General features: G+C 40.2%; 1 protein-coding gene. It reads right to left on the bottom strand.

Annotated features, from left to right (window positions below; genetic code table 11):
- Nucleotides 1-366: SspB-related isopeptide-forming adhesin (locus HMPREF2607_RS09170; RefSeq protein WP_186821390.1), on the bottom strand; the 366-nt coding region annotated here is incomplete at both ends.

Here is a 366-nt window from a genome sequence, read left to right as displayed (position 1 = left end):
TTTCAACTTTCTTAGTTGTTGGGTTGTAGTAGTTTACTACTTGAGCTGCAGTATTTTCAATATCTACACCACCAGGTACATCAGCTTTCACTGTTGTTGGGATGTCGAACTTGTAGTAACGTCCAAAGGCGAATTTAGTTGTGTCAATGATTTGAGTGTTTTCTGCGTCGCCAAGTGACTTAGTGAAGCCATCTTTAAGAGTTGCAGTAATCACACCATTGTTCACAGTGATATCGAATTTAGCTGTGACATCATCACCTGTTACTGAATCGTAGGCTTTAATCTTAGTAGCGTCAAGGTCCAACTTAGTTTCATCGTAGACATCTGAGATGCCTACTGATTGGATGTTGTCCTTGTTGTTTGCGT

Origin of the sequence: Streptococcus sp. HMSC078H03 (genome assembly GCF_001808655.1) — a bacterium.
Classification (GTDB): Bacteria; Bacillota; Bacilli; order Lactobacillales; family Streptococcaceae; genus Streptococcus; species Streptococcus salivarius_G.
This window is presented reverse-complemented; position numbering and strand designations above follow the sequence as displayed.